General features: G+C 22.6%; 1 pseudogene. It reads left to right on the forward strand.

The features are described from left to right. Positions 1–412 (forward strand): annotated as a pseudogene (locus CRV03_RS14375) (hypothetical protein); the annotation flags it as partial.

Below are 412 nucleotides of genomic sequence, written 5' to 3' on the forward strand. Positions count from 1 at the left end.
AAAAATAATAAAAAAGAACAAGGAAGAAAAGAAGGAGCAGCAGGAAAAGAGAAGAAAAAAAAAGAAGAAGAAAAAAAAAGGGGAGAGAGAGAAAAAGATGAAACAAAAGAAAAAAAAAAAGAAAAAAAGAAAAGAAAAAGAGAGAAAAAAAAAAAAGGAGAAAAAGAAGAGAAAAAAAAAAAAAAGAAAGAAAAAAGAGAAGAAAAGAAAAAAAAAAAAAGAGAGAAAAAAAAAAAAGAAAAAAAAAGAAAAAAAAAAAAAAAAGAAGAAAGAGAAAAAGCAGAGTTAGAAAAAAAAAAAAAAACAGGTAAAAGAGAGAAGGAAGAGAGTAAAATAAAGAAAAGAACAAAAAAAAAAGAAAAAGGAAATATAAAAGAAATGGGTAAAGGGAATAAAGAAAGAACTATACATG

Origin of the sequence: Arcobacter sp. F155, assembly GCF_004116455.1 — a bacterium.
GTDB lineage: Bacteria > Campylobacterota > Campylobacteria > Campylobacterales > Arcobacteraceae > Halarcobacter.